This window comes from Cytobacillus firmus DS1 (genome assembly GCF_000565285.1).
Taxonomy (GTDB): Bacteria; Bacillota; Bacilli; order Bacillales; family Cytobacillaceae; genus Cytobacillus; species Cytobacillus firmus_A.
In genome coordinates, this window is the sequence record NZ_APVL01000047.1 from 1 (window position 1) to 7,690 (window position 7,690).

At 40.6% G+C, this 7,690-nt stretch carries 11 protein-coding genes and 1 pseudogene; 8 read left to right on the top strand and 4 right to left on the bottom strand.

Features of this window, described 5'->3' with window-relative positions; all coding sequences use genetic code 11:
• From PBF_RS26325 to PBF_RS24375, 4 genes and pseudogenes are all read left to right on the top strand, one after another.
• Positions 1-274, top strand: a pseudogene (locus tag PBF_RS26325) (nucleotidyltransferase domain-containing protein); the annotation flags it as partial.
• 217 nt (positions 275-491) lie between these two features.
• Complete coding sequence (locus PBF_RS24365) at positions 492-1,328, top strand: sulfurtransferase (RefSeq protein WP_035333566.1); 837 nt, start codon at positions 492-494, stop codon at positions 1,326-1,328.
• Positions 1,329-1,418: 90 nt separating this feature from the next.
• Entirely contained in the window at positions 1,419-2,021 is a 603-nt protein-coding gene (locus PBF_RS24370; RefSeq protein WP_035333567.1) for a hypothetical protein, read from the top strand.
• A gap of 79 nt (positions 2,022-2,100) precedes the next feature.
• Positions 2,101-2,991: a 5'-3' exonuclease gene (locus PBF_RS24375; RefSeq protein WP_035333568.1), complete on the top strand. Its 891-nt coding sequence runs from the start codon at positions 2,101-2,103 to the stop codon at positions 2,989-2,991.
• A 69-nt stretch (positions 2,992-3,060) separates the two neighbouring features.
• Here PBF_RS24375 and sspL read toward each other — a convergent pair whose 3' ends face one another.
• Positions 3,061-3,198: a small, acid-soluble spore protein L gene (sspL, locus tag PBF_RS24380; RefSeq protein ID WP_026581140.1), complete on the bottom strand. Its 138-nt coding sequence runs from the start codon at positions 3,196-3,198 to the stop codon at positions 3,061-3,063.
• 221 nt (positions 3,199-3,419) lie between these two features.
• Here sspL and PBF_RS24385 point away from each other — a divergent pair, with 221 nt between their 5' ends.
• Both PBF_RS24385 and PBF_RS24390 read left to right on the top strand, forming a co-directional pair.
• Positions 3,420-3,884: a divergent PAP2 family protein gene (locus PBF_RS24385; protein WP_035333569.1), complete on the top strand. Its 465-nt coding sequence runs from the start codon at positions 3,420-3,422 to the stop codon at positions 3,882-3,884.
• 113 nt (positions 3,885-3,997) lie between these two features.
• Positions 3,998-4,261, top strand: coding sequence for a DUF6123 family protein (locus PBF_RS24390; protein ID WP_035333570.1), 264 nt, complete (start codon positions 3,998-4,000; stop codon positions 4,259-4,261).
• 37 nt (positions 4,262-4,298) lie between these two features.
• On the opposite strand, the gene PBF_RS24395 is transcribed toward PBF_RS24390, so the two are convergent.
• From PBF_RS24395 to PBF_RS24405, 3 genes are all read right to left on the bottom strand, one after another.
• Entirely contained in the window at positions 4,299-5,219 is a 921-nt protein-coding gene (locus tag PBF_RS24395) for a DMT family transporter (protein ID WP_035333571.1), read from the bottom strand.
• Entirely contained in the window at positions 5,212-5,625 is a 414-nt protein-coding gene (locus PBF_RS24400) for a reverse transcriptase-like protein (protein ID WP_035333572.1), read from the bottom strand. The genes PBF_RS24395 and PBF_RS24400 overlap by 8 nt, the downstream gene beginning before the upstream one ends.
• A gap of 100 nt (positions 5,626-5,725) precedes the next feature.
• Positions 5,726-6,403, bottom strand: a complete 678-nt coding sequence (locus tag PBF_RS24405) for a queuosine precursor transporter (RefSeq protein WP_035333573.1) — start codon at positions 6,401-6,403, stop codon at positions 5,726-5,728.
• A gap of 184 nt (positions 6,404-6,587) precedes the next feature.
• Between PBF_RS24405 and PBF_RS24410 the strand changes: the two genes are divergently transcribed.
• Complete coding sequence (locus PBF_RS24410; RefSeq protein ID WP_035333574.1) at positions 6,588-7,244, top strand: reverse transcriptase-like protein; 657 nt, start codon at positions 6,588-6,590, stop codon at positions 7,242-7,244.
• A gap of 27 nt (positions 7,245-7,271) precedes the next feature.
• Positions 7,272-7,448 (top strand): zinc-finger domain-containing protein, encoded by a 177-nt coding sequence (locus PBF_RS25690; RefSeq protein WP_081757372.1) that lies wholly within the window; start codon positions 7,272-7,274, stop codon positions 7,446-7,448.
• The last annotated feature ends 242 nt before the right edge of the window (positions 7,449-7,690 follow it).

Below are 7,690 nucleotides of genomic sequence, written 5' to 3' on the forward strand. Positions count from 1 at the left end.
GGCGCTTTTTTATAAACTGTCCGTAAATGGGGGTACAGTTCAGTATACAGGTCTCTTTTTCATAAAGGAAGAGGATGAGATCACCAGCTTTTATCAGACCCTGGTTCATGCAAAACAAAGCGGGAGGATAATCGAGAAGGATTTAGCAAAGCAAATGGCTGAGAAACTGGAGTCAAAAAGGGAAATGCTCTATGCAGCAGCTGACTCAATACCTAAAGAAAAAGGCAAGGTATCCGGACTGAATGAATGGCTCTGGGAACTGCTGAAGGTATAAAATTATTTCTGAGAAGAAAAGGGAGAGAAATGGAGAAAAATTCTTTTCATGCATGTGCAACCTGTATAAACTTCCAGCCTGAAAAACGTAAAGATGGAATGTTTTATTTTTGCAGCAGACTGGGCTATGAAACGAAACCTGTCTATCAATTTAATTGCTGGACACCAAAGGAGCATATAATACGCCTGATGGAAAAGAGAAAAGGGGAGAACCTTAAATGAAGTATCTAGCAGAAAAAGAATGGGTATTTTCCAAACTGGATGATCCCAATATCAGAATTGCCGACTGCCGCTTTAAACTCGGATCGCCTGATGAAGGGCGCAGCTTATATGATCTCAGCCATATTCCCCATGCTGTGTATTTTGATCTGGAGAAAGATCTGTCAGGTCCGGCTGGAGAACACGGAGGCCGGCACCCCCTTCCGGATCCAGCTCAACTTAAAAAAGCCCTTGAGGAAGCCGGGATCAGCCGAGATACCACAGTTATTGCCTATGACGGCGGGGAAGGGGCTTTTGCCGCAAGGTTTTGGTGGCTGCTCAGGTATTTAGGGCATGAGAATGTTTTTGTATTGAACGGCGGATACAAGGAATGGACTGAAAGCGAGTATCCTTTGACTAAAAAAGTTCCCAGCATTGAGCGGGCTGATTTTAAAATTGAACTGAAGCCTGACATCCTTGCCACATACGAAGAAGTTAAAAGCGTCGCAGGTAATCAGGATTGCGCTGCATTAATTGATTCGAGAGAGGAAAAGAGATACCTGGGGCTGGAGGAGCCAATTGATAAGAAAGCGGGCCATATTCCAGGAGCAATCAATAAAGTTTGGCTTGAAGCATATAAAAATGGCAGATTTAAAGATGCTGAAGAACAGGAAAATCGATTTGCAGACATTGATAAAAACAAACCCATTATTGTTTATTGCGGCTCTGGTGTAACCGCGGCACCTAATTTTCTTGCTTTAAAGGAAGCCGGCTATAAACATGTTAAATTATATGCCGGAAGCTTCAGCGATTGGATCTCTTATGACAGCAATACAATAGAAACTGTCGAAAAATAATGGAATCCCTTTTAAAAAAGGGATTTTTTTACTGTTTAAATTATTATATAATTTAAAAGGTTAAATAGATTTTGAAAACGGAGGAGTTAAATGAATACTTCGGGCTACACGATCACAAAAAAACAAAGGACTGATACAAAACAAATATTGGTAACGTCTGCAATCATCCTAATATTGTCAGCAATTTTTATTCCTATATTCCTTCTTTCGCCATTCCAGGCGCAATTTTACAGGCCTGAAGGGACCTGGGTTTTCGAAGCGCCTAAAGACGCTTATGTTACATTTAGCATAGCTTTGGCATCGATGGGGGTTTTTATCTTAGCAGGGGTTTGGATGCACAGTGCTGAAAAATTCGGCAGGATTGCGAAATGTATAACAGGAGCATGTTTTTTATTTTCACTGGCTACTGTGATTCTCAGTTTTGATTATTACCACTATATTGATAAGAATGGTGTTCATTTTAATACATTATTCAGTTTGAAGGAGAAGCATTATAATTGGCCGGAAATCAAAAAAGCCAGGCAAACAGTCATAAACAAAATGGGTGTTATGTCTGATGATGAATTAATCTTTATCTTTAAAGATGGAACTACATATGCGTACCCATTAAATAATAATATCCGTAAGGCGCGAATCGCTACTTACTATGAACTGGAAGAACATGGAGTTGAGTTAATAAGGGAAACAGAATAAGGCTGTCAAACTTTTCAAGAGAAATGAAGAGTTTCCCATGTTATAATAGTTGTTATGATTATAATTGGGAGGCGGAGACATGAACGAGAATAAACCTTCACTGCTGCTTGTTGATGGAATGGCGCTGCTGTTCAGAGCTTATTTTGCAACAGCAATGTCCGGTCAATTTATGATAAATTCTAAAGGAATTCCTACAAACGGAGTTTATGGTTTTGTTAAACATTTTTTAACAGCTGTTTCTTCCTTTAATCCGTCACATGTGGCAGTATGCTGGGATATGGGCAGCAAAACCTTCCGAACGGAAATGTTTGGTGCCTATAAAGCAAACCGTCCAGAAGCTCCGATTGAACTTGTGCCTCAATTCGATCTGGTAAAAGAAGTGGTGGAAGCCTTCGATGTACCTAATATTGGCCTTGAAGGATTTGAAGCTGACGATTGCATTGGAACCATAGCAAAAAAAGCATGCCAGGAAGCGGAAGTTCTGATCCTTACTGGTGATCAGGATATGCTGCAGCTTCTGGATGACAATATTTCTGTCATTTTACTGCAAAAAGGCTACGGCAATTACCTTGTTCATACGACGGAGACGTTTTATGAAGAAAAAGGAATCACACCTAAGCAGATGATTGACCTGAAAGCCTTCATGGGGGATACGAGTGATAATTACCCGGGGGTAAAAGGAATTGGCGAAAAAACAGCGCTGAAGCTGCTTCAGCAATTTGAGCATATTGAAGGCGTATTAGAAAATCTGGAGCAGTTAACAAAGGGACAGCGTGCCAAGATCGAACAGGATCTTGAAATGCTCCACTTGAGCAGGCAGCTGGCCGAAATAAAATGCGATGTTCCTGTTGAATGCCCTCTTGACCTTGCCCAATTCACAATGAACCGGGAAAAGGTCATCGAGAAATTCACTGAAATTGAATTCCGCGGCCTTCACAGATTTCTTGATTTTAAAAAGGAATATGCATAATACGAGCTCCAGGCGTCAGCCTGGAGTTTTTTAACATCAAAAAAGCCGCCCAGGGCGGCCATCCAAAAATTATTTAGTATTCTTCTTCTTCGCTGCATTCTCCAGCTTGCTTTTAGGCTCTTCTGCAAATTCAGCATCCTGCCCGTATCCTTGCGGGTTTACGCCAGGTGCTTTTTTTCCTCTGTTTGTATGTCCGTTTTTACTCATCTGATTCACCTCCTAAAGCCAGCAATTCTTCATTTGATAAGCTTATTATTGTTAAAGTCTTCGGGTTTTAATCATCTCCATGCAGGGTACAATTTAGCAACTGATGCGGTGAATTTTCCTTCTGTTTTAGGTAATTACTCCATGAATACAAGCCTATTTAACATTTGAAGGAGGAATAATAAAAGTCTGCATACTTCACAATAAAGAAGAGGTGAGTTGTTATGAATAAGGGAGTTTATATCGCTCTTTTAAGTATAGGGCTGGCACAGGGCCTGAAAATCCCCATCCATTATGTGAAAAAGGGAGAACTTCGTCCGGATTTATTTTTCCAGACAGGAGGCATGCCAAGTTCTCATTCGGCAGGTGTTTCTTCGTTAACTACTTTTATTGCTTTAAAGCGTGGAGTGCCGACGGTTGACTTTGCTTTATCGCTGGTTTATGGTCTGATCGTTATGTATGATGCCCAGGGCATCAGGCGCCAGACCGGTGAGCTAACCTTAAAGGTAAACAGCCTTGGTGAGCTGGTTGATAAAATTCACAAAGATGAAACAGTAAAGTTTGAGGAAGAAGGTCCAAAGAAACTGAAGGAAATGCTCGGCCACCAGCCTGCAGAAGTATTAGGAGGAGCTCTCCTCGGTGTATTAACCGGAACACTTGGCTACCTTCTAACTAAAAAGAAAAAATAGCTGCTCACTTGAGCTTACAGTGCCCCTGCTTCAAGTTGAAAAAGGTAGATAATTGTCGAAAAATCAGTTAATATTTAAGAATACAGGAGGAGCAGGGGAAGAGGGTAAGTCCAATGAAGACAGTTGAAGAATATTTGCAATTTTTGAAAAGTAAAGGTTTTCAATTCAAGGAGGACGCAGTTGGCTTCATTTACTTTGGCAAACATTATACCAATGCTTCTGACGAGCTCACCAATGCAGCAATAGAACTTACATTAAAGGCGCAGAAATCATTTGACGGAAGTTTTTATGTATCTTTGCTAGAAACATTGGTTTCAAAGAATATAACAAGCAGGCGGGAAGCAATAAAATTTGTAAAAGAAAAAGCAATCATCTAAAAAGGCGTGTCTGTTTCGAGAACACGCCTTTTTTGAATTATGAAGCTGTCTTTTTTCTGAAGGTTAAAAACGTTTTCTTAGCAGGCAGTTCTGCAAAAATCATTCCCGCAAAAATAAGCAGACAGCCGGCCAGGGCACTAAACGAAAGTCTTTCATTCGCCCACATAAATCCTGCAGCTGCTGCAAACACTGGCTCCATAGCGAAAATCAGGGCAACTCTAGTTGGTGTTGTGTACTTTTGAAATGCCGTCTGCGCAAAGAATGCGATAGCGGTAGCAAAAAGTGAAGTCACAATCAGAGCAGTCACCACATTAGTCTTAAGTAAGACTCCTGTTTCAAATGCCTGCTGCCAATTTTCTGTGAAAAGCGCAAAAATGACTGATAATACTGCCACAGTACTTACTTGGATAACCGTTAATAGCAGGGCAGGGTATTTGCTGCTGTATTTACCTGTAAAGATAATATGGAGGGCAAAACCGACAGCACAGATTAATACATAGGCATCACCAATATTCAGCGGGGCATTATCGGTCATGGTTAGAAAATATAGTCCGGCCGTCGCGATTGAAACGCCGATAATGGCATTGAATCCCGGCTTGATTTTTAGCAGCATTAAAGAAAAGACTGGAACCATTACTACACTTAACCCCGTAATAAAGCCGGCTTTTGAAGAAGTTGTGTGAAGCAGGCCGATCGTTTGAAAGGCATAGCCTATAAATAAAAACAAGCCCATAATAACTCCGGATATTAAAAGCTTTCCATCCATCTTCTTTACCTGTTTTCTTTCAAAAATAACAAGCCATCCGCCCAGGATTAAAGCAGCCAGGAAAAAACGGACACCATTAAAAGAGAATGGCTCAAGAAAAGCAATGGCGTTTTGTACTATCACAAAGGTGGTTCCCCACACAAAGGCAACCAGCAAAAGGCTTACATCTGCAAATATTACTGATTTATTCATGATCTTCCTGACCTTTCACTTTGTTTTTGTGAATGGCAGCTCTTGCTAATTCATCCGCTGCCTTGTTTTCGGAGCTGGGAACCCACTTCATAAAAAATAAATCAAATTTTCCTGTAAGCTCCAAAGCTTCTTCAAGCAGTGGGGCAAACTTTTTATTTTTTACAAATTCTTTTTCAACAGCACGGTTAACAAGCTGTGAATCCGTTCGAAACGAAACAGTTTTATATCCCTTATCAATGCATAGTTTCAGTGCATGAATAAATGCACGGTATTCTGCTTCGTGATTTTCCATGCAGCCCAATGCGATGGAAAAGCGTTCAACCTGGCCATTATTTTTTATGAATATGCCTGCACCGCTGGGACCCGGGTTTCCCGCACTTGCTCCATCGATATATACTTCAATCAATTGAATTGCCTCCTGATTTTAACACTATAATAGGGTAAACTAAATGTAGTTTATCACAAAAATAGTTGATACTGCAGAAAAAGGATACCTAAACGGCATCCTAATCTTTTACTGGGAAACGTTTAGCAATATAGCCAAACGGGGTATCAAGTACAGCTACTATAAATTTCAGCAAGTAAGTTGTGATGAAAATTTGAATCCATTCTTCCAGGGGAAATACACCAAGGAAGGCAATGCTTGTAAATACAAGGGTATCCAATAGCTGGCTGATCATGGTGCTTCCATTATTCCTGATCCAAAACTGGCCGTCTTTTGGAAATTTCTTTTTTAAATAGGTAAAGATATAAACATCTGTAAATTGGCTGACTAAATAGGCAGCAAGGCTTCCGGCAGCAATTCGCGGCAGAACCGAGAAAAGAGTGCTGAGAGATTCCTGTGCAAAATCAGTTTCATGCGGTTTGAACAATAATACCATCTGCATGATCAGAGTCATGGACAGCAGAGTAAAGAAACCGAGCCATACAGCTTTTTTCGCTTCTTCTTTTCCGTACTTCTCATTTAAGATATCTGTAACAAGAAAAGCTGTACCATACATAGCGTTGCCTAAAGTGGCGGTCAGTCCGAACATTTCAATTGTTTTTACGACTTGAATATTGGCCATGACAGTGGAGAAGCCGATCCACACGAAAAGACCAGTCTTTCCAAACAGGCGGTACATCGCCAATACTAAAATGAAATTGATTATTGCAAAAAGCAATCCAAACCATTCATTAAACATCAAATTCCTCCTAGTTTTGTTAATGCGGGAGTTTTCGAACCGCAGAATATAAAAATGTCATTGACCATTATACCTTGAAATATACTCATTTAGTAATAAACAAAGGAAAGTATAATAAGTTCAACTATTGCAAACAGTTCTAATAATGATAACCAGCTAATAAAGTACAGAAAGGCTGACCTCAATGAAATATAAATTAGAATGGAAATATAAACTTAAAGGCACTGAGGATATTTTGTTTACTTCAGACCTGATCGATGGTGAAACTGCTTTGCAGGCTGGTGAAGATATTGAAAAGTCGGGTAAGGGCAAAGAGGTAATTTATTATGATGAAGCCGGCACTTCCTGGAGCACAAAGGAAATGAAAAAGCTTCTTATGGAAGTTGAAGAGGACCCTCATGATATTACCGTATTTTTTGATGGCGGCTTTAATAAAGATACCGGCCAGGCCGGACTCGGTGCGGTCATTTATTTTAAACAGGGCAAAAAAAAGTACCGTGTGCGGGCAAATGAGCTTTTTGATGAGATGGATAATAATAATGAGGCAGAATATGCGGCAATTTATTACACCCTGAATCTGCTTGAAGAAATGGGCGTTCATCATATGACATGTGAATTTAAGGGGGATTCCCAGGTAGTATTAAAACAGCTTGAAGGTGAATGGCCTTGTTATGAAGAAAATCTGAATCGCTGGCTTGACCGTATAGAAGAAAAGATTAAGAAGCTGGGCTTACTGCCAAGATATAAATCCATTCCGCGCACTGAAAATAAAGAAGCGGATAAGCTGGCAAGCCAGGCACTGCAAGGGAAATTTATTAACAGCAAAATGCAGATCATATAATTGCAAATAGGGAAGGCGTGAACCGTTTTGAGCAGAAAGGAAATTATCAATGAAGTGGAGGAGCTGATGACCAGTTACTGCAAAGACTGCTTCCTTCATAAACATCATAAAGATGAAAAAGGGCGCAGATATGCCCATCGATTTTGCATTACAGAGTGCACTGTCGGTGAGAAAATAAAATCGATAGGAAGCAAGCTTTCATAAAGTGAAACTTCAATCAGTGGGGGGGTTATCCCCGCTGATTGTTAGTTGAACCAATCGGGCCTTACGGGCAGTTTGCCCCCCGCAAATCCTCAATGGATTCAACTGAGTTTTAAAGTGGGGGTCTTACTGCCCGTTAGACAGCGATAAATTGAAACTTCAATCAGTCGGGGGGTTATCCCCCCGCTGATTGTTAGTTGAGCCAATCGGGCCTTTACGGGCAGTTTGCCCCCCGCAAATCCTCA

Bases quoted from the DNA above. Each gene is read 5' to 3' on its own strand.
- PBF_RS24385 (WP_035333569.1), top strand. From the start codon at position 3,420: ATGAATAAGGGAGTTTATATCGCTCTTTTAAGTATAGGGCTGGCACAG.
- PBF_RS24365 (WP_035333566.1), top strand. From the start codon at position 492: ATGAAGTATCTAGCAGAAAAAGAATGGGTATTTTCCAAACTGGATGAT.
- PBF_RS24410 (WP_035333574.1), top strand. From the start codon at position 6,588: ATGAAATATAAATTAGAATGGAAATATAAACTTAAAGGCACTGAGGAT.
- PBF_RS24375 (WP_035333568.1), top strand. From the start codon at position 2,101: ATGAACGAGAATAAACCTTCACTGCTGCTTGTTGATGGAATGGCGCTG.
- sspL (WP_026581140.1), bottom strand. From the start codon at position 3,198: ATGAGTAAAAACGGACATACAAACAGAGGAAAAAAAGCACCTGGCGTA.
- PBF_RS24405 (WP_035333573.1), bottom strand. From the start codon at position 6,403: ATGTTTAATGAATGGTTTGGATTGCTTTTTGCAATAATCAATTTCATT.
- PBF_RS24390 (WP_035333570.1), top strand. From the start codon at position 3,998: ATGAAGACAGTTGAAGAATATTTGCAATTTTTGAAAAGTAAAGGTTTT.
- PBF_RS24395 (WP_035333571.1), bottom strand. From the start codon at position 5,219: ATGAATAAATCAGTAATATTTGCAGATGTAAGCCTTTTGCTGGTTGCC.
- PBF_RS24370 (WP_035333567.1), top strand. From the start codon at position 1,419: ATGAATACTTCGGGCTACACGATCACAAAAAAACAAAGGACTGATACA.